We start from the raw sequence: 17,600 nt of genomic DNA, 5'->3' as shown, positions 1-17,600 counted from the left end.
GCCCGCTCCCACGAAATCCCGTGCGTGGCGATCATGCGACGCACACCGAACCCAAGAGGCCCTGATGCACCACGACGAACACCCGGAAGACGAGCACGATCACGAACATGAGCACGGTCCCCTTGCCGAGCTCGTCACCGTCCGCGACTGGCTGCGCTACGCAGTTACCCGCTTCAACCGCGCCGGCATCTTCTGCGGCCATGGCGTACAGGACAGCTTCGACGAGGCCGTATGGCTGATCCTCGGCACGCTCGCCCTGCCCCTCGATCGTCTTGAACCCTTCCTCGATGCCTGCATTCCTGGGGAAGAACGCCTCGACCTGCTGCAGGCGATCGAACAACGCGCAGACGAACGCTTGCCGACCGCCTACATCCTGGGTGAAGCCTGGCTGGGAGATTTCCGCTTCACGGTGGACCCGCGCGTGATCGTGCCCCGGTCCTTCTTCGCCGAGTTGCTCGAGGACGGGCTGGCACCCTGGGTGGAAGACCCGGAGGCCGTGGGCAGTGTGCTTGACCTGTGCACCGGCTCAGGGTGCCTCGCGATCCTGATGGCACACGCCTTCCCGCACGCTGCGGTGGTGGGTGCAGACCTTTCCGCGGATGCGCTCGAGGTCGCACGCATCAATGTGGAGGACTACGGACTGGAAGAGCGCGTCGAACTCGTCTGCAGCGACGTGTTCTCAGCCCTGCAGGGGCGCAGCTTCGATCTGATCCTGAGCAATCCCCCCTACGTCACCGCAGAGGCCATGGACGCGCTCCCGCCGGAATACCTGCATGAGCCGCAGATGGCGCTCGCCTCGGGCGACGATGGATTGGATGTGGTGCGGCGCCTGATCGCCGAGTCTGCTGCGCACCTGAACCCGGGCGGACTCCTTGCAGTCGAGGTCGGACACAACCGTTCAATCGTCGAAGAGGCCTTCCCCGACCTGCCCTTCAACTGGCTCTCCACCCGGGGCGGAGACGACATGGTCTTTCTGCTCAGGCGCGAGGATCTGCCGGGTTCGGAGCTCTGAATCGGGCGTTGCAGAAAAACCGCAACGCGCCCCCGGTCGATATGCCGGGGAGACGCTGCGGTGGCGGCCGCGCTGATATCGCTTTTGGTGCTGACGTCGTCGCTGCGGCGGTCAGGCGACTTCGTCGATCCAGGCCTGCTGGATGCCCTCGAGAATGCGCTCGCCGCAGCGCTTTGGGTCGTCGTCGAACTCGGGCAGCGCCATGACCCAGTTCATCAGGTCGACGAAATTCAGCTTTGTCGGATCGACCTCTGGATGCGCGTCAGCGAGCTGGATGGCGATTTCCTGAACCTCTGTCCACTTCATGTCAGTGCTTTCCTTCGCGAGCCATGTTGATGGTATAGCGCGGGATCTCGACCACCAGCGGCGTGTCAGCGATTACCGTCTGGCAGGACAGGCGTGAGTTCGGCTCCAGGCCCCAGGCCTTGTCGAGCAGGTCTTCCTCATCCTCGGTGGCTTCGTTCAGCGAATCAAAGCCTTCGCGTACGATCACGTGGCAGGTGGTGCACGCACAGGATTTCTCGCAGGCGTGTTCGATCTCGATGCCGTGATCCAGCAGGCCGTCGCAGATGGTGGTACCGGGTGCGACGTCGATGACGCCACCATCCGGGCAGAGTTCGACGTGGGGCAGGACGATGATCTGGGTCATGGTTTCGTGCTTCAGAAATTCAGTTCATCCACCTTATGGCCAGCAAGCGCGCTGCGAATGCTGTTGTCCATACGGCGGGCGGCAAATTCGTCGGTGGCGCGGGCAACGGCGTCGATGCCGGCCTTGATCGCGCGATGGTCCTCGCCAGCGCGAAGCTGGTGCAGGCTTGCCAGCACGGCGTCGATGCGCGCGCGCTCCTCAACGTCGAGCAACTCGCCGTCCTTGTCGAGCGCTGCGGCGACCGCCTCGATCACCCGGTCGGCCTCAACCTGCTGTTCGCGCAGCGCACGTGCCAGCATATCGTCGCCGGCGTGATCGACGCCGGAACGCAGCATCTCCGCGATCTCGTCGTCGGACAGGCCGTAGGACGGCTTTACGAGCACGCTCGCCTCCACCCCAGAGGACATCTCGCGCGCAGACACCGACAGCAGACCATCGGCGTCCACCTGGAAGGTGACCCGGATACGTGCCGCCCCCGCCACCATCGGCGGGATGCCACGCAGCTCAAAACGCGCGAGCGAGCGGCAGTCTGACACGAGCTCGCGCTCGCCCTGCACAACATGGAAAGCCATCGCGGTCTGGCCGTCCTTGAAGGTGGTGAATTCCTGGGCACGCGCGATCGGCAGCGTGGAGTTGCGCGGGATGACTTTCTCGACCAGCCCACCCATCGTCTCCAGACCGAGCGAGAGCGGAATGACGTCGAGCAGCAGCCAGTCGTCCTCTCCGGCACGGTTGCCCGCGAGCACGTTCGCCTGCATCGCGGCGCCCAGCGCAACGACCTTGTCGGGGTCGAGGTTGGTGAGCGGTTCCTGGCCGAAGTAGTTCGCCACCGCGCGCTGGATGTGCGGCATGCGCGTTGCCCCGCCGACCATGACCACACCCTTGATTTCATCCGGGGCGAGTCCGGCGTCGCGCAGCGCCTTGCGCACCGGCGTCAGCGTCTTCTGCACGAGGTTGGCGGTCATCTCGGCGAACTCTTCGCGCGTGACCACCAGGTCCACCTCCTCGCCCGAAGCCAGGCGTACATGCACCGGCGCCTCCTCGCAACTGGTGAGCAGTTCCTTCGCTTCGCGCGCCTTCATCTGCAGCCGACGCGCATCCTGCAGGGACGGCGGCGAGATCTTGGACTTGTCGAGAATCCAGCAGAACAGGCGATGATCGAAGTCGTCACCGCCGAGGGCCGCGTCGCCGTTCGTGGACAACACCTCGAACACGCCACGCGAAAGCTTGAGGATGGAGAGGTCGAAGGTGCCGCCGCCAAGGTCGTACACGGCATAGACGCCTTCGGCCGCATTGTCGAGACCGTAGGCCACTGCAGCAGCGGTGGGCTCGTTGAGCAGACGCAGCACGTCCAGTCCCGCCAGGCGCGCGGCATCCTTGGTAGCCTGGCGCTGGGCGTCGTCGAAGTAGGCCGGCACGGTAATGACGGCGCCGACGAGCGCACCGCCCAGACTGGCCTCCGCGCGCTCGCGCAGAAGGCGCAGGATCTCGGCAGATACCTCCACCGGGCTCTTCACGCCCTGCACGGTGCGCAGGCGCAGCATGCCTTTGGCGTCCTCGAAGTCGTAGGGTACGGCCTCGATGTGGGCGACGTCCTTGAGGCCACGCCCCATGAAGCGCTTGACCGAGACAATGGTGTTGCGCGGGTCGACCGCCTGCGCCTTGAGCGCCGCAAGGCCAACCTCGACCCCCCCCTCGGTGAGGTAGCGGACCGCGGACGGCAGCATGGTGCGGCCCGTCTCGTCCGGCAGGCAGACGGCAATGCCGTTGCGCACTGTGGCGACGAGCGAATTGGTGGTCCCCAGATCAATGCCCACCGCGAGCCGGTGCTTGTGCGGCTCGGCGGACATGCCGGGTTCAGCGATTTGCAGCAGGGCCATCGGGTCTTCGTTCCGTGCTTACTCGTTTTCGAGGGCCAGCAGGGCCTCGTCGATTTCTTGCTGGAGTTTGTCCACGAACATCAGCCGACGCACGGTGTCGGCAGCCGCTTCGTAGTCGTGTCGTGTGTCGAGCTGCTCGGCCAGATGGCCGCGCACCTCACGCGCATGACCGAGCAGGCGGCGGTGCAGCTCCTCGAGCTCGCCCGCGTCGGCGGCGATGCGCGCTTCTTCCACCGCTTCGCGCCACTCCATCTGTTCCATCAGGAACTCGGGCGACATGGCGGTGTTGGTTTCCAGCGCGGCATCGACTCCGGCCAGCTCGAGCAGGTACTGCGCGCGCGCGAGCGGCTTGCGCAGGGTGCGAAAGCCCTCGTTCACCCGCGTCGCCCATTGCATCGACAGGCGCCTCTCGGTGTCCGACAGGTGTGCGTGCCGGTCCGGGTGCACCTGGGACTGCAGCGTATGCCAGGCGGCCTCGAGCGCACCCTCGTCGAGCGCGTAACGGCGCGGCAGCCCGAACAGCGCGAAGAAGTCCTGCGTCAGGTCGATGCTCATCGCGCGCGGCTCAGACGTTGAAGCTTTCGCCGCACCCGCACTGATCCTTCACGTTCGGGTTGTTGAACTTGAAGCCCTCGTTGAGCCCTTCCTTGACGAAGTCCAGTTCGGTGCCATCGAGGTAAGACAGGCTCTTCGGGTCGATGACGACCTTGACGCCATGACTCTCGAAGACCAGGTCCTCGTCCTCGGTGTTGTCGACGAACTCGAGCTTGTAGGCCATGCCCGAGCAGCCCGAGGTCTTCACGCCGAGACGGATGCCCAGCCCCTTGCCACGCTTGGCAATGAAAGTGGACACATGCCGGGCGGCGGATTCGGAAAGCGTGACGGCCATGATTCCTCCTGTACTGAACGAGCCGGTCAGGCGTCGTGCTTCTTCTTGTAGTCGGCCACGGCGGCCTTGATCGCGTCCTCGGCGAGGATCGAGCAGTGGATCTTCACCGGCGGCAGGGCCAGCTCTTCGGCGATCTGGGTGTTCTTGATCTCGAGCGCCTGATCAATGGTCTTGCCCTTGACCCACTCGGTGACGAGCGAGCTCGATGCGATCGCCGAGCCGCAGCCATAGGTCTTGAACTTGGCGTCCTCGATCACGCCATCCTTGCCGACCTTGATCTGCAGCTTCATGACGTCGCCACAGGCGGGCGCGCCGACCATGCCGGTCGCCACGCCTTCCTCATCCTTGCCGAAGGAGCCGACGTTGCGGGGGTTCTCGTAGTGGTCCAGGACCTTTTCGCTGTATGCCATGTTTTTCTCCTGCTGGGGTTGTCTCTGTTGCTTCGACCGCGCGCGTACCGATCAGTGCGCCGCCCACTGCACGGCGTCAAGATCCACGCCGTCCTTGTACATCTCCCACAACGGGGAGAGCTCGCGCAGCTTGCCGATCTTCTTGTGCAGCAGGTCGATCGTGAAGTCGACTTCCTCTTCCGTGGTGAAGCGGCCGATGGTGAAGCGGATCGAGCTGTGCGCAAGCTCGTCGTTGCGACCCAGCGCGCGCAGCACATAGGACGGCTCCAGGCTGGCCGAGGTGCACGCCGAACCGGACGACACCGCGATGTCCTTGATCGCCATGATCAACGACTCGCCTTCGACGTAGGCGAAGGAGATGTTCAGGTTGTGCGGCACACGGTGCTCGAGGTCGCCGTTCACATAGGTGGCCTCGATGTCGGTCAGGCCGGCGAGCAGCTTGTCGCGCAGCTTGGTGATGCGCGCATTTTCCCCGGCCATCTCCTCGCGTGCAATGCGGAAGGCTTCACCCATGCCCACGATCTGGTGAGTGGCGAGCGTGCCGGAGCGCAGGCCGCGCTCATGGCCGCCGCCGTGCATCTGCGCTTCCAGGCGCACGCGCGGCTTGCGGCGCACGTACAGCGCGCCGATGCCCTTGGGGCCGTACGTCTTGTGCGCCGAGAAGCTCATCAGATCCACCTTGAGCCTGGCCAGGTCGATGTCCACCTTGCCGGTCGCCTGCGCAGCGTCGACGTGGAAGACGATGCCCTTCTCGCGGCACAGCTCGCCGATCTCGGCGATCGGCTGCACCACACCGATCTCGTTGTTCACGAACATTACCGAGATCAGGATGGTGTCAGGGCGGATCGCCGCCTTGAGCACCTCGAGATCGATCAGGCCGTTCTCCTGCACGTCGAGATACGTGGCCTCGAAACCCTCGCGCTCGAGCTCGCGCACCGTGTCGAGCACGGCCTTGTGTTCCGTCTTGACGGTGATGACGTGCTTGCCCTTGCCCTGATAGAAGTGCGCAGCGCCCTTGATCGCAAGGTTGTTCGACTCGGTGGCGCCGGAGGTCCAGATGATCTCCTTGGCGTCCGCATTCACCAATGCGGCAACCTGTTCACGCGCGTCCTCGACGGCCTTCTCGGCTTCCCAGCCGAAGGCGTGCGAGCGGCTGGCGGGGTTGCCGAAATGCTCGGTGAGCCAGGGGATCATCTTCTGCGCGACGCGCGGATCCACCGGGGTCGTGGCCGAGTAGTCAAGGTAGATGGGGAACTTCAGCATTGCGTCTCTCCGCAAGTTCGTTGTTCGTGTATCACGTCTGCCGGGGCGTGTCGTTCAGCGCGCCACCGACGCCAGGTTCTTCAATTCGTCTGCGACGCGGACAAAGGTCTGCACAAAACGCCGCACGTCGTCTTCGCAGGTGTCGCGACCAAGACTCACCCTCAGCGCACCGCGCGCAAGACCGGGCTCCACCCCCATCGCAAGCAGGGTATGCGAAGGCTCGGGGTTTGCGCTCGAACAGGCGGAACCACTCGCACAGGCGAAGCCCGCACGGTCGAGCTTGCCCACGAGGGTCTCACCGTCAATTCCGGCGAGGGCGAAGAATACGGTATTCGGCAGGCGCAGCGCGCCAGCAGAGAAAATCTGCGCACCACGCGCCGCCAGCGCAGCTTCGATCTCGTCGCGCAGCGTGGTCAGGCGCGCATGTTCCGCCTCGCGCCGCGCGACAGCAAGCTCGCAGGCAGCGCCGAAGCCGACGATCGCCGCCACGTTCTCGGTGCCGGAGCGCAACCCCCGCTCCTGACCGCCACCAGCGATCAAGGGCGCGAGCTCGACACGCTTGTCCACAACGAGCGCCCCCGCCCCCAGCGGCCCGCCGATCTTGTGCGCGGAAAGCGTGAGCGCATGGACACCGAGGCCGCGAAAGTCGACCTCGATCTTGCCCAGCGCCTGCACCGCATCCGAGTGAAACAGCGCGCCGGCAGCGCGAGCTTCTACAGCCAGGCTACCGATGTCCTGAATCACGCCGGTCTCGTTGTTCGCCAGCATCACCGACACCAGACGCGGCTTGTCGGACAGCACCGTCTGCCAATCCTCCTGTGCCACGCGCCCTTGGACGTCCACCGCGATCTCGCGCATCGTCCAGCCGCTGCGCCGCAGCTGTCGTGCAGGCTCACGCACGCAAGGGTGTTCGATGCCGCTCACGGCCACCAGGCCCGGCTTCATGACGCCGGCCGCGCCCTTGAGGAAGAGGTTGTTCGCCTCCGACCCGCCGCTCGTGAAGATCACCTCGGTCGCATGTGCGCCGACTGCCGTCGCCACGCGCGCGCGCGCCTCATCCACGGCTGCACGCGCCTGACGACCATACTCGTGACGGCTGGACGCGTTGCCGAAGCGTGCCGGCTCGGCCGCACCCAGCCAGGGCAGCATCGCCTCGCGCACTACGGGGTCCAGCGGCGTGCTTGCGTTCCAGTCTAGGTAAGTGGGCGTAAAGCGCATACTACGTCGTGAATGGATGCGGACTGCGCTCAGACCGCCGCGACCTGACGGGTGGCTGCCATGCTTCGGCGGTGCATGTTCTTGAGCACCGAGGTTTCGGAGTCCGGCAGGATGCGGCGATTCACCAGAGCGTCCAGGGTTACCGAATCCAGATAGGCGTACATGCGCTTGTTGAGATTCGCCCACAGGTCGTGCGTCATGCAGCGATGGGCGTCGTGACAGTTTTCCTTGCCGCCGCACTGGGTCGCGTCAAGCGGCTCATCCACCGCGACGATGATGTCAGCCACGGTGATCTCCGCCATGTCGCGCGCCAGCCGGTAGCCTCCCCCCGGGCCGCGCACGCTGCTCACCAGGTCGTGACGGCGCAGCTTGCCGAAAAGTTGTTCGAGATAGGAGAGCGAGATTTTCTGCCGGTCTGCAATACCGGCCAGCGTGACCGGCCCATCGGCTTCGCGCGAAGCCAGGTCGATCATCGCCGTAACGGCGAAGCGGCCCTTGGTCGTCAGTCTCATGCGTGCTCCTGAAATAAATCTGCTGGGGGCAAAAGCGGCAGGGAAATTCGAACAGCTAAAGTCGAACAGCCATAGCCGGGATGAAGCCGCAGAGGGCCCAAGATCAGCCGCGCACTGCGGCACAACCGTGTCCGCGCTCACTCCATCGAATACCCTACAATTTCGCTCGACTATACTTATCCCGACAAAAACGGTCAACTACTCAGCCGTCAGCCTGACCCGGTCCCTATGCGTCCAGACACCCGACAGTCGCCACCCGCCTAATCGACCATCTTCGACAGCCGACCTGCGTCGAAATCGTCACTCGCCTCGGCGACGTCATCCAGCTTGACACCCTGCGCCTCGAGGCGCGCGATGATGGCGTGCATGCGGCGGTCGGTTTCCACCGCATGATCCAGCAAACCATGCAAAGCCTTCGCAACCGGGTCGTCCATGTCGCGTGTGACACCGTAGGCGCTGAATCCGATCTCCTCCGCCTTCTGCTCGCGTGCAGCATCCCGCTCCGGATCGAGGATGCGTGCCGGGTTTCCCACCGCCGTAGCCCCGTCCGGCACCGGTTTCACCACCACCGCGTTCGAGCCGATCTTTGCCCCCTCGCCTACGGTGAAGCCGCCCAGCACCTTTGCCCCTGCACCGACCACGACGCCGCGACCGAGCGTGGGGTGACGCTTGGTACCGCGATACAGCGACGTCCCCCCAAGGGTCACGCCCTGGTAGATCGTGCAATCGTCCCCAATTTCAGCCGTCTCACCGATCACCACCCCCATGCCGTGGTCGATGAACACCCGCCGCCCGATCACTGCACCGGGATGGATCTCGATGCCCGTGAAGAAGCGCCCGACATGGCTGAGAAAGCGCCCGAGCCAATGCCAGCCCCGCTGCCATGCACCGTGTGCCAGGCGATGAAACATCAGGGCATGAATACCCGGATAACAGGTCAGCACCTCGAGCGTGGAGCGCGCGGCAGGATCGCGCTCGCGAACGCTGGCCAGATCTTCTCGAAGGCGGCTGAACATGATGGAGAAACTCCAGGATGGGACAAGAAAGCGTGCAGGGAGGTCGCACAGCGAGGGCTGCGCTGAATTTCCGACAATTTTAATCGACTATCGCAAGCGGCAGAAAGCCCCGTCTGCGCAGCGCACGGCATGCAGCCGGGTGCTCAGCCCCGCTTGCGCGGCGTCTCAAAGGTCGTGAGCATGCCGCGCAGCAGCGCGACCTCCTCGCGCTCGAGCCGTACTCGGTTAAAGAGTCGTCGCATGCGCGGCAACAAGCGCTTGGGCGTGGTGGGATCGTGGAAGCCGCTTGCGGTCACGGCACGTTCGAGATGCGCCATGAAACCCTCGAAATCGGCATGGGTCGCGGGCTCCGGCTGCGGATCTGCAGGCGCAGCCTCGGCACCGAGTACCGCCATCCGCAACTCATAGGCCAACACCTGCACGGCAGCCCCCAGATTGAGCGAAGAAAAGTCGGGATCGGTCGGGACCGTCACCGGCAGGCTGCACAGCGCGGCCTCCTCGTTGGTCAGGCCGCTGGTCTCGTTGCCGAACACCAGCGCAACCACGCCATCCTGCGTGCGCGAAACCAGTTCCAGCGCGGCATCCCTTGCCTGCTGGCGCGGGAGCGAAAGCTCGCGCCGGCGTGCCGTCAGGGCGGCGGAAAACACGGTGTCGGCCAGCGCCTCCTGCAGGCTGCCGACCACGTGGGCCGATTCGAGCAGGTCCACGGCACCCGAGGCGCGGGCCGTGGCCACCTCATCCGGGAACGACTCCGGCGCCACCAGCCACAGGTCGCGCAGACCCATGGTCTTCATCGCGCGAGCGGCAGCGCCGATGTTTCCCGGGTGGCTGGTACGCGACAGGACAACCCGGATACGGTCGAGCGCAAGGGGGCGATTCATATTAAAATTCCGCGTTTTCCGAATTTGCCGGGCTGCCTGCCCGGAACGTGAAGGCGATAAGACGGCAAGGCGTCCCTGACGCCCCGCGCGCTGCACGTCGCAGGCCCCGATTCTTTAACCGAGACCGATCCGCATGCATCCCACCCTGAACATCGCCGTCAAGGCCGCCCGTCGCGCCGCGTCCGTCATCAACCGCGCGGCGAACCAGCTCGACCTGCTGACCGTGCAGTCCAAGTCCCCCAACGATTTCGTCACCGAAGTGGACCGTGCCGCAGAGCAGGCCATCATCGAGGTGCTGCGCGACGCCTTCCCGGGGCACGGAATTCTAGCAGAGGAGTCCGGCGAGACCGGGCCGGCGAACGGTCAGGAAAGCGAGTTCAACTGGATCATCGATCCGCTCGACGGAACCACCAACTTCATTCACGGCTTCCCGCAGTATGCGATCTCGATCGCGCAGACGAAGAACGGCGTGCTGGAGCATGGCGTGGTCTACGATCCCAATACCAACGAACTCTTCACCGCCTCGCGCGGCAGCGGCGCTTTCCTCAACGACCGCCGCATCCGCGTCTCTCGTCGCACCCGCCTCAACGAAGCCCTGATCGGCACCGGCTTTCCTTTCCGCCAGTCCGACAACGTGGATGCCTACCTGGGCATGTTCAAGGAACTCACCCAGAAGACCGCCGGCATCCGCCGTCCGGGCGCTGCCTCGCTCGACCTCGCCTACGTAGCCGCCGGCCGTTTCGATGGCTTCTGGGAAATGGGTCTGTCGCCGTGGGACATGGCCGCTGGCGTGCTGCTGATTCAGGAAGCGGGTGGACTGGTGTCGGACCTGTCGGGCGAGGGCAACTACCTCACCTCCGGTAACGTGGTGGCCGCCACGCCGAAGATCTTCGGCCAGCTGCTGCCCATCATTCAGGCCTGGCGCCCGGCCAACATGCAGGCCTGAGGCCGTCTTGGCAGCGAGCAAGCGATCGCGCGGCGAAGCGGCTGCGCGCCCGGCCAGCCTGAGCGAGGCGGAGATTGCCGCCCACACCCCCATGATGCAGCAGTACCTCCGGATCAAGCAGCAGCATCCGGACACCCTGCTCTTCTACCGCATGGGCGATTTCTACGAGCTCTTCTTCGACGACGCCGAGAAGGCCGCGCGCCTGCTCGACATCACGCTCACCACCCGCGGCCAGTCGGGTGGCAAGCCGATCCGCATGGCAGGCGTGCCCTTCCACGCAGTCGAGCAGTACCTCGCGCGCCTGGTCAGGCTCGGCGAATCGGTGGTAATCGCTGAGCAGGTCGGTGAGCCGGGCGCAACCAAGGGACCGATGGAGCGTGCGGTGAGCCGCATCGTCACCCCCGGCACGCTGACCGACGCCGCGCTGCTCGATGACCGCCGCGATTCCCTGCTGCTCGCCGCCAGCCTGCACCGCGGCGTGCTGGGGCTGGCCTGGCTGAACCTCGCCAACGGCGACTTCCGCCTCATGCAATGTCCGTCGGATGCGCTGCAGGCGCAGTTCGAGCGCCTGCGCCCGGCCGAGGTGCTGGTGCCCGACGGCCTCGCCCTGCCGCTCCTCGACGCGCTCGCCCCCGCGCAGCGCCGGCTGGCCGACTGGCAGTTCGACGCCGAGACCGGCACGCGCCTGCTCACCACCCACTTCGGCACCCGCGACCTCGCCGGCTTCGGCGTCGAGGACCTGCCGGTGGCGCTCGGCGCCGCCGCGGCCCTGTACGACTACGCCCAGGCCACCCAGCGCCAGACGCTCGCCCACGTCACCGGCCTCGTCGTCGAGCGCGAATCGGAGACCCTGCGCCTGGACGCCGCCACCCGGCGCAACCTGGAACTCACCGAGACCCTGCGCGGCGAGCCCTCGCCCACCCTGCTCTCTCTGCTCGACACCTGCGTGACCAGCATGGGCTCGCGCTGGCTGCGCCATGCGCTGCACCACCCGCTGCGCGACCGCACCGAACCCGCCGCGCGCCATGCAGCGGTGGCGGAACTCGTGGGTACGGTCGAAAGCGAGATGAGCGAGCACACGGACGCAGCCGCCGGTGGGTTCGCGCTGGCCGGGCGCGACGGCCGCGTCGCCTTCGCCGTGCGCGGCGCGCTGCGTGGCGTGGCCGACGTCGACCGCATCACCGCCCGCATCGCGCTGCGCAGCGCCCGCCCGCGCGACCTCTCCGCGCTGCGCGAGAGCCTGCTGCGGCTGCCCGAGCTCGCCGCCGCGCTCGCCCCCTGCCGCGCGCCGCTGCTCGCCGAGATCGTCGGCGCGCTCGCCATCGCCCCCGAGCCGCTCGCGCTGCTGCAGCAGGCCATCGCCGCCGAACCCGCCGCCATGGTGCGCGACGGCGGTGTGATCGCCCCCGGCTTCGATGCCGAGCTCGACGAGCTTCGCGGCATCCAGACCAACTGCGGCGAGTTCCTGATGGCGCTGGAGGCGCGCGAGCGCGAGCGCAGCGGCATCCCCGGGCTCAAGGTCGAGTTCAACAAGGTGCACGGCTTCTACATCGAGGTCAGCCGCGCCAACGCCGACAAGGTGCCCGACGACTACCGCCGCCGCCAGACGCTGAAGAACGCCGAGCGCTACATCACGCCCGAGCTCAAGGCCTTCGAGGACAAGGCGCTGTCGGCCAACGAGCGTGCGCTGGCACGTGAAAAGCTCCTCTTCGACCAAGTGCTGGACGTGCTCGCCGCACACATCCCGGCGCTGCAGCGCATCGCGCGCGCGCTGGCCCTGCTCGACGGTCTCGCGGCGCTGGCCGAGGCCGCACTGCGCTACGGCTACGTGCAGCCGCGCTTCGTCGACACGCCGGGCCTGAACATCGTCGGCGGCCGTCATCCGGTGGTCGAGCGCCAGGTCGAGAGCTTCATCCGCAACGACGCGCGCCTGGCCGCCACGCGCCGCATGCTGATGATCACCGGCCCCAACATGGGCGGCAAATCGACCTTCATGCGCCAGGTCGCGCTCATCTGCCTGCTCGCCCACGTCGGCAGCTTCGTGCCCGCGGATGCAGCAGAGCTCGGCCCGCTGGATGCCATCTTCACCCGCATCGGTGCATCCGACGACCTCGCCTCCGGGCGCTCGACCTTCATGGTCGAGATGACTGAGGCGGCTGCCATCCTGCACGGCGCCACCGAACGCAGCCTGGTGCTGATGGACGAGATCGGCCGCGGCACCTCGACCTTCGACGGCCTCGCGCTCGCCTTCGCGATCGCCCGCCACCTGCTGGAGAAGTCGCGCGCGCTGACGCTGTTCGCCACGCACTACTTCGAGCTCACCCGGCTCAACGCCGACTACCCCGAGTGCGCGAATGTGCACCTGGACGCGGTCGAGCACGGCCACCGCATCGTCTTCCTGCACGCGCTGGAGGAAGGCCCGGCGAGCCAGAGCTACGGCATCGAGGTCGCCGCGCTCGCCGGCATCCCGGCCGCGGTGATCCGCGACGCCAAGCGGCGACTGCGCGCGCTGGAGAACCGCGAGATCGAGGCCGGCCCGCAGGCCGACCTCTTCGCCGCGCTGCCTGAACCGGAGGACGCGCCGCTGTCGCACCCGGTGCTCACCGAGCTCGCCGACATCGACCCGGACGCGCTCACCCCGCGCGAGGCGCTCGAGCGCCTCTACGCCCTCAAGCGCCTGGCCGGAGACCACAACGCATGAACCCGCCAATCGAGATCTCCGAAGAAGCCGGCGTGCGCTACCTGCACTTCGGCTCCGACTGGATCCAGGGCGCGATGCGCATCCGCAAGCCGCATGCGCTCGAGCTCGCCTACACCCGCGAGATGATGGCCGGACTGCTGCTGCGCGACGGTCTCGCCGCCGACGGCGCGCACTGGCCGCGCAAGGTGCTGATCATCGGCCTGGGCGCGGCCTCGCTGGCGCGCTTCGTGCATCACCACCTGCCGCAGGCGAAGATCCGCGTGGTCGAGATCGCGCCCGCGGTGGTCGCCGCGGCGCGCCAGTTCTTCAAGCTGCCGGCGGAGGACGCGCGCTTCTCGGTGCACATCGGCTGCGGTGCACAGTTCGTGCTCGAGCACGACGAAGCGTGGGACTACGTGCTCGTTGACGGCTTCGACCGCAACGCGCGCGCGGGCGTGCTCGACACCGAGCCCTTCCACCAGGCAGTGCGGGCGCGGCTGTCGAAGCGAGGCATCATGGCGGTGAACCTCTTCGGTCGTTCGCGCGGTTACAAGGCGAGCCTCGAGCGCATCGTGCGCGCCTTCGATGATCGCGCGCTTGCCTTTCCGTCCTGCGACAGCGGCAACGTCGTGGCTTTCGGCGCCGATGGAGAGCCCATCGAGCGCAGCATCGAAGACCTGCGGGAACGCGCACGAACGCTCAAGGCCGAGACGGGACTGGACCTGCTTCCTACCGTCACCCGTCTGGAGGCATCGAGCGCCTTGCCCGGTGGCGTACTGCGACTGTAAAACGTGGCCATAAACGCCTCGCGCGCGTTATTGTCCACCTCAACGTCGGGTCGCGAGGCCCTGTGCAAAGAGGATTGAACGCATGAACACCTTCCTGATCGCCTTCGTCGTGATCGGCATCGTGATCGGTGCCATGGCCATTGGCGTCATGTTCGGACGCAAGCCCATTGCAGGCAGTTGCGGTGGGCTGGGTGCGAGCGGTGGCGCTTGCGGCTGCAGCAACCCGTGTTCGAAGCGCCAGGCTCGCCTCGACGCGGCCCAAACCGAAGAACAACACTGATTCCACTCAGGAGAAAGCATGCTCAGTTCCCTGCTTGTCAAGGACTACATGGTGGGTGACCACCTCGCCTTCAAATCCGATACCAACCTGCTCAAGGCGGTGCACACCCTGCTCAAGCATGGCCTGAGCGGCGCGCCCGTAGTGGATGACAACAGTCGCCTGATCGGCTTTCTGTCGGAGAAGGACTGCCTGAAGGCTGCGCTTGATGCCTCCTACTTCCGACGCGAGGAAGGCACGGTGCAGGACTTCATGAGTCGCGACCTCACTTCGATCTCGGGCGATGCCAGCCTGATCGACGCGATCCAGCTGTTCCTGAGCAAGCACTACCGCTGCCTGCCGGTATGCGAAGGATCGCGTCTGGTGGGCCAGATTTCGCGCCGCGACATCCTCAGAGGCCTCGAGAAGGTGCGCAACGAGGAGCGCTGAGCGCCCTCGCGTGACGGCGCTGTTTCAAGCGGCGGGCGACGCCTGTTCTGCGGGCGGCAACCACAGGCATACGCCCTTGTTTGCCTTGGCGATCGCATCGAGGACCTCGGCGTGCGCCTTCAGTTCGTCCTCGGTCGCACGCAACACCTTGAGCGCCGGGCGCACGGCCGGTGCGCCGCCCGCATCGGACTCCGGCATCGGCACTTCGTCTTCGAGCCCGATCATCAGGCTCTCCTGGCCGCGGGTCATCGCCAGATACACCTCGGCGAGCAACTCGGCGTCCAGCAGCGCGCCGTGCAACTCGCGGTGCGCATTGTCGACCTCGTAGCGATCGCACAGCGCATCGAGCGAAGCTTTCTTGCCCGGATTCTGCTCCTTGGCCATCTTGAGCGTGTCGACCACACCCGCGCATAGCGCGGCGAGCTTTCCACGCCCGAGCAGGTCCAGTTCGCAGTCGAGGAAGCCGACGTCGAAGCTCGCGTTGTGGATCACCAGTTCGGCGTCGCGGACGAAGTCCTCGAACTCGGCGACGATATCGGCGAACTTGGGCTTGTCGGCGAGAAACTCCTCGGTGATGCCATGCACCGCGACGGCCTCCGCGTCGATGCTCCGCCCCGGGTTGATATACACGTGATAGTGACGCCCGGTGAGGCTGCGGTTGAGCAATTCGACGCAGCCGATCTCGATGACGCGATCTCCGTTACGCCAGTCCAGGCCAGTGGTTTCAGTGTCGAGTACGATCTGTCGCATTCCCGCTCTCCGTTCAGCCCTGCGCCGACGCGCCATTCCGGCGCACCGCATCGACGCCCCGCCGCGCCAGCGCATCGGCCCGTTCGTTCTCGGGATGGCCCGAGTGGCCGCGCACCCAAAGCCATTTCACTTGGTGGCGGGCCGCCGCCGCATCCAATGCACGCCACAGGTCTGCGTTCTTCACCGGCTCCTTGGAAGCCGTCTTCCAGCCGCGCGCCTTCCAGCCGTGAATCCACTCGGAGATTCCCTTCTGCACGTACTGGCTGTCGGTGTGGACCCGCGCCGTGACCGGGCGCTTGAGCGCATCCAGTGCCCGGATCACCGCAAGCAGCTCCATGCGGTTGTTCGTGGTGTCCGGCTCGCCCCCCCAGATCTCCTTCTCGTGCGGACCCGAACGCAGGATCGCACCCCAGCCGCCCGGCCCTGGATTGCCGCTGCAGGCGCCGTCGGTGTAGATATCCACTTCTTCCATGTCTAAAGCAATGTCCTCGTGCTCCCGTCGCGCTGCGCAACGGGAGAAAGCCGTTTCGTACTTGCCTTGCGGCCTCGCCAATGAGGGGTGATCAGCCGCATGCCTTGCACCCGCTTCACCCCATGCACCATATAGCCCGCGCCCAACACGGGCCACCAGCGCGCGCCGGCCCGGTCCAGGCAGCGCCAGCGCGGGGTGCGCAGCGGCGGTGCGTAACAACCGAAGGCGTTGTGCTGGATCTCGAACCCCAGCAAACCGAGCCAATCGCGGATCTGCATCACCGTGCGATAGCGCCCCCGCCACGGAGATTCGGCACCGGTCCGTGCCATCATCCTGCGCAGCCCCCAAAGGCTGAGCGGGTTCAGTCCGGTCACGATCACGCTGCCTTCCGGAACCAGCACACGCTCCACCTCGCGCAGGATTGTGTGCGCATGGGGGGAGAACTCGAGCACATGCGGCAGCACCACCAGATCCACACTGCCACTCGCGAGGGGAAGCGCATGAGGCTGCGCAAGCACATCCGCTCCCGCGTCGGTGGCACAGCAGCGTACGCGCTGCGGCATGCGATTCGCCCGCAGGAGATCGATGCCCGGCAGGCCGACCTGCACCGCGTAGTAGCCGAAGAGGTCCGCCAGGCACTGGTCCAGCACCGACTGCTCCCAGTCGAGCAGGTACCGCCCCTGCGGCGTCTGCAGCCATTCCTCGAGCCGGAGGATTGACATCGTCACTCAGGTCCTCACAATTCGCGGATGCACATTATCCCTCTTCCTGCCTTCCGCGATAACTACATCTGGCTGATGCATGACGGCCGCCATGCGGCGGTGGTCGACCCGGGCGATGCCGCCCCGGTTGAAGAGGCTCTGCAGCGCCTCGGGCTGGCGCTCTCGGCGATCTTCATCACCCACCACCACGCCGACCATATCGGCGGTCTTGCCAGGCTCCTCTCGGCGTGGCAGGTGCCGGTCCATGGACCAGCGGCCGAGGCGATCACGGGCGTGAGCCACCCGGTCGCCGAGGGCGACGAGATCCACCTGGTCCACCCGGCCGCGCGCTTCCGCGTGCTCGGGGTCCCCGCGCACACCGCGGGTCACGCCGCTTACCTGAGCATGGACATCGAACCCGGCGTGGTGTTCTGCGGCGACACGCTTTTTTCGGCTGGCTGCGGGCGCCTCTTCGAGGGCACGCCGGCCCAGTTGGGTGCTGCACTCGCACGACTTGCCGCGCTGCCCGCCGAGACGCGCGTCTGCGCCGCCCACGAATACACCCTGTCCAATCTTGCGTTTGCACGCGCCGCCGAGCCGGACAACCCTGCCCGCGACCGGCACGCCGAACACTGTCAAGCGCTGCGGGCCCGCGGCGAACCGACCCTGCCGAGCACGATCGGGCTCGAGCGCGAGATCAATCCCTTCTTGCGCTGCGACCGCCCCGGCATTCTCTCCGCGGTGCAGGCCCACAGCGGCGTCCGGCCCGCCGATGCGCAAGCCTGTCTTGCCGCCTTGCGCGCCTGGAAGGATCAGTTCTGAACCGC

21 protein-coding genes are annotated in these 17,600 nt (G+C 66.3%); 7 read left to right on the top strand and 14 right to left on the bottom strand.

What is annotated here, in order from left to right; all coding sequences use genetic code 11:
- Positions 1-64: 64 nt before the first annotated feature.
- Positions 65-1,012, top strand: a complete 948-nt coding sequence (gene prmB, locus ACNKW1_RS00855; protein ID WP_418362722.1) for a 50S ribosomal protein L3 N(5)-glutamine methyltransferase — start codon at positions 65-67, stop codon at positions 1,010-1,012.
- A 111-nt stretch (positions 1,013-1,123) separates the two neighbouring features.
- Here prmB and iscX read toward each other — a convergent pair whose 3' ends face one another.
- The 11 genes from iscX to ACNKW1_RS00800 all read right to left on the bottom strand — a co-directional run bounded on the left by iscX (position 1,124) and on the right by ACNKW1_RS00800 (position 9,730).
- Positions 1,124-1,318 (bottom strand): Fe-S cluster assembly protein IscX, encoded by a 195-nt coding sequence (gene iscX / locus ACNKW1_RS00850; RefSeq protein ID WP_418362721.1) that lies wholly within the window; start codon positions 1,316-1,318, stop codon positions 1,124-1,126.
- Position 1,319: 1 nt separating this feature from the next.
- Positions 1,320-1,661, bottom strand: a complete 342-nt coding sequence (gene fdx, locus ACNKW1_RS00845) for an ISC system 2Fe-2S type ferredoxin (protein ID WP_418362720.1) — start codon at positions 1,659-1,661, stop codon at positions 1,320-1,322.
- An 11-nt stretch (positions 1,662-1,672) separates the two neighbouring features.
- Positions 1,673-3,541, bottom strand: coding sequence for a Fe-S protein assembly chaperone HscA (hscA, locus tag ACNKW1_RS00840; protein ID WP_418362719.1), 1,869 nt, complete (start codon positions 3,539-3,541; stop codon positions 1,673-1,675).
- 18 nt (positions 3,542-3,559) lie between these two features.
- Positions 3,560-4,096, bottom strand: a complete 537-nt coding sequence (hscB, locus tag ACNKW1_RS00835; RefSeq protein ID WP_418362718.1) for a Fe-S protein assembly co-chaperone HscB — start codon at positions 4,094-4,096, stop codon at positions 3,560-3,562.
- A gap of 10 nt (positions 4,097-4,106) precedes the next feature.
- The gene (iscA, locus tag ACNKW1_RS00830) at positions 4,107-4,430 is read right to left on the bottom strand and encodes an iron-sulfur cluster assembly protein IscA (RefSeq protein WP_418362717.1); all 324 of its coding nucleotides are present in this window, start codon (positions 4,428-4,430) and stop codon (positions 4,107-4,109) included.
- 26 nt (positions 4,431-4,456) lie between these two features.
- Positions 4,457-4,840 (bottom strand): Fe-S cluster assembly scaffold IscU, encoded by a 384-nt coding sequence (iscU, locus tag ACNKW1_RS00825; protein WP_418362716.1) that lies wholly within the window; start codon positions 4,838-4,840, stop codon positions 4,457-4,459.
- Between the two features lie 51 nt (positions 4,841-4,891).
- A complete protein-coding gene (locus ACNKW1_RS00820; protein ID WP_418363342.1) occupies positions 4,892-6,100 on the bottom strand; it encodes an IscS subfamily cysteine desulfurase in 1,209 nt (402 codons plus the stop codon).
- 57 nt (positions 6,101-6,157) lie between these two features.
- A complete protein-coding gene (locus ACNKW1_RS00815; RefSeq protein WP_418362715.1) occupies positions 6,158-7,321 on the bottom strand; it encodes a cysteine desulfurase family protein in 1,164 nt (387 codons plus the stop codon).
- A 29-nt stretch (positions 7,322-7,350) separates the two neighbouring features.
- On the bottom strand, positions 7,351-7,833 hold the full coding sequence (gene iscR, locus ACNKW1_RS00810; protein WP_418362714.1) for a Fe-S cluster assembly transcriptional regulator IscR: 483 nt from the start codon (positions 7,831-7,833) through the stop codon (positions 7,351-7,353).
- Positions 7,834-8,093: 260 nt separating this feature from the next.
- On the bottom strand, positions 8,094-8,849 hold the full coding sequence (gene cysE, locus ACNKW1_RS00805) for a serine O-acetyltransferase (RefSeq protein ID WP_418362713.1): 756 nt from the start codon (positions 8,847-8,849) through the stop codon (positions 8,094-8,096).
- Positions 8,850-8,992: 143 nt separating this feature from the next.
- Positions 8,993-9,730, bottom strand: coding sequence for an RNA methyltransferase (locus ACNKW1_RS00800; protein ID WP_418362712.1), 738 nt, complete (start codon positions 9,728-9,730; stop codon positions 8,993-8,995).
- Positions 9,731-9,863: 133 nt separating this feature from the next.
- Here ACNKW1_RS00800 and ACNKW1_RS00795 point away from each other — a divergent pair, with 133 nt between their 5' ends.
- The 5 genes from ACNKW1_RS00795 (at position 9,864) to ACNKW1_RS00775 (ending at position 14,850) form a co-directional block, all read left to right on the top strand.
- Complete coding sequence (locus ACNKW1_RS00795) at positions 9,864-10,676, top strand: inositol monophosphatase family protein (RefSeq protein WP_418362711.1); 813 nt, start codon at positions 9,864-9,866, stop codon at positions 10,674-10,676.
- A 94-nt stretch (positions 10,677-10,770) separates the two neighbouring features.
- On the top strand, positions 10,771-13,377 hold the full coding sequence (gene mutS, locus ACNKW1_RS00790; RefSeq protein ID WP_418363341.1) for a DNA mismatch repair protein MutS: 2,607 nt from the start codon (positions 10,771-10,773) through the stop codon (positions 13,375-13,377).
- Complete coding sequence (locus tag ACNKW1_RS00785; RefSeq protein WP_418362710.1) at positions 13,374-14,144, top strand: fused MFS/spermidine synthase; 771 nt, start codon at positions 13,374-13,376, stop codon at positions 14,142-14,144. Before mutS ends, ACNKW1_RS00785 begins: the two co-directional genes overlap by 4 nt.
- Before the next feature lie 82 nt (positions 14,145-14,226).
- Positions 14,227-14,424, top strand: a complete 198-nt coding sequence (gene nqrM, locus ACNKW1_RS00780) for a (Na+)-NQR maturation NqrM (RefSeq protein WP_418362709.1) — start codon at positions 14,227-14,229, stop codon at positions 14,422-14,424.
- An 18-nt stretch (positions 14,425-14,442) separates the two neighbouring features.
- Positions 14,443-14,850 carry a CBS domain-containing protein gene (locus tag ACNKW1_RS00775; RefSeq protein ID WP_418362708.1) on the top strand — a complete coding sequence of 136 codons (408 nt, stop codon included), beginning with the start codon at positions 14,443-14,445 and terminating at the stop codon, positions 14,848-14,850.
- A gap of 24 nt (positions 14,851-14,874) precedes the next feature.
- On the opposite strand, the gene dnaQ is transcribed toward ACNKW1_RS00775, so the two are convergent.
- The 3 genes from dnaQ to ACNKW1_RS00760 are packed head-to-tail and all read right to left on the bottom strand — an operon-like array spanning position 14,875 to position 16,794.
- Positions 14,875-15,600, bottom strand: coding sequence for a DNA polymerase III subunit epsilon (gene dnaQ / locus ACNKW1_RS00770; protein ID WP_418362707.1), 726 nt, complete (start codon positions 15,598-15,600; stop codon positions 14,875-14,877).
- A gap of 13 nt (positions 15,601-15,613) precedes the next feature.
- A complete protein-coding gene (gene rnhA, locus ACNKW1_RS00765) occupies positions 15,614-16,072 on the bottom strand; it encodes a ribonuclease HI (RefSeq protein WP_418362706.1) in 459 nt (152 codons plus the stop codon).
- Positions 16,073-16,074: 2 nt separating this feature from the next.
- Positions 16,075-16,794 carry a class I SAM-dependent methyltransferase gene (locus ACNKW1_RS00760; RefSeq protein WP_418362705.1) on the bottom strand — a complete coding sequence of 240 codons (720 nt, stop codon included), beginning with the start codon at positions 16,792-16,794 and terminating at the stop codon, positions 16,075-16,077.
- Between the two features lie 27 nt (positions 16,795-16,821).
- Here ACNKW1_RS00760 and gloB point away from each other — a divergent pair, with 27 nt between their 5' ends.
- A complete protein-coding gene (gene gloB, locus ACNKW1_RS00755) occupies positions 16,822-17,595 on the top strand; it encodes a hydroxyacylglutathione hydrolase (RefSeq protein ID WP_418362704.1) in 774 nt (257 codons plus the stop codon).
- Positions 17,596-17,600: the final 5 nt, after the last annotated feature.

The sequence above is a fragment of the Thauera sp. WH-2 genome (assembly GCF_048321015.1).
In the GTDB taxonomy this organism is placed as follows: domain Bacteria; phylum Pseudomonadota; class Gammaproteobacteria; order Burkholderiales; family Rhodocyclaceae; genus Thauera.
The sequence above is the reverse complement of the archived record's forward strand: the minus strand, read 5'-3'. Positions and strand labels throughout refer to the sequence as shown.